The sequence below is a fragment of the Corynebacterium sp. HMSC076C10 genome (assembly GCF_001812455.1).
In the GTDB taxonomy this organism is placed as follows: Bacteria; Actinomycetota; Actinomycetes; order Mycobacteriales; family Mycobacteriaceae; genus Corynebacterium; species Corynebacterium jeikeium_D.
This window is the reverse complement of record NZ_KV809146.1, coordinates 1-1,309: the sequence shown is the minus strand read 5'-3', so window position 1 is coordinate 1,309 and position 1,309 is coordinate 1. Positions and strand designations below refer to the sequence as shown.

Here is a 1,309-nt window from a genome sequence, read left to right as displayed (position 1 = left end):
CGGTTGGGATAGCGTTGTCGTAGAAGGCTGGTCGGCCTGTTTCATGGTCGGCTTTGTTGTGGTCTTCTTCGACAAGATCGTTGACTTTGGCGAGTTGATCTTGGCCGAAATTGCACTGCCTGGCGATCTTTAATGGGTCGTCAGGCAGTTGCGTTTTCGAGTGCAGGTACCACTCGAGCATTTTTCGTTGGCGTTCCCCGGACCTGCCGCGATGCGCGTCGGCGATGCGTTTGAGCCCGGCGTTGATGCCGCCTTCCAGACTGTTTGTCGTTGAAGCCCAGCGTTGAGGCTCAAGCGCATTCGGTGGTGGCTGCAGGTAGGTAAACAGCCATCCTTTCCGTGAGAGGTGCAGCAGGGAGTTGTATGCCTTGCGAACTCGCAGATGGGTCCATTCCCACTGGTTGTTGAGTGTGCGGCGCTCTTTTGACACGGGCGTTTTCTCGTTGAGGAATGCTTTGAATACCTGTCCGAAGTCGTGCAGACGCAGCGTCCACTCCCGTGCCTGGTCGAGTGTGGTGATACGGGTCAGTTTCAACGCCAGGGCGTAGATGGCTTTGCCGGCGTCGGTGCGTGGTCGTGATGTGGTGTAGCGGCGGATGACGCGTTGCGCATGGACGAGGCATCGTTGGATTATCGCGTTCGGCCAGCAGGCTTTAATCGCAGTAAGTGCGCCTTGTCCGCCGTCGAGGACGACGCAGAGCGGCTCAGCGATTTTGCGGAGTAGCTGCGTGTAGGCGTGGGCGGTTTCGTGTTTGGTCCAGTGCCATGCGATGACGTGGTCGTGGCTGGCTGCGACGAGCAAGCATCCGGCGGCGGTGTAGGTACCGTCGATGAAGATCTGGTCGTAGATGCGCTGTGGGTCACCGTCGTTGGGGATGTCGATGAGCCAGAACGGTTTGAATCGGCGGTCAAGTGTCCAACGGCTTACCCCTTGTTGCTGGGCGAGTTCAGACAACGTTGCTGTGGAGGTGGCATAAGAGACGAAGGCTTTAAAGTCGCGGGTCTGCGTGCGGTCGGTGCGGGTTCGTGTCGTGGAACTGCCGCAGTTCGGGTCCTTGCATCGCCACCTGGTTGTGCCTTTAGAAGTGGTTCCGTTTTTCTTCATTTGCCCAGCGCATATCGGGCATCGTGGTCTGTTTTTACTCACCCGGAAAGCACACCAACCCCCGATTAGCACATGCGGGTGCCATTCCGGTGGATTGAACACTAATCGGGCGGATATAAGGTCTTGATGCTTATATCCGCCCGATTTACCCAGCCTAATCAGCAGTAATGCTGAAAGTCAGACACACTTTTTGCTACTTAACCC

The 1,309-nt window shown here is 56.8% G+C and carries 1 protein-coding gene; it reads right to left on the bottom strand.

Going from position 1 to position 1,309, the window contains the following annotated elements:
• Window positions 1-1,105 (bottom strand): IS1249 family transposase (locus tag HMPREF2857_RS07500; protein WP_070643395.1); only part of this gene is annotated, 1,105 nt, incomplete at its 3' end.
• Between the last annotated feature and the right edge of the window lie 204 nt (window positions 1,106-1,309).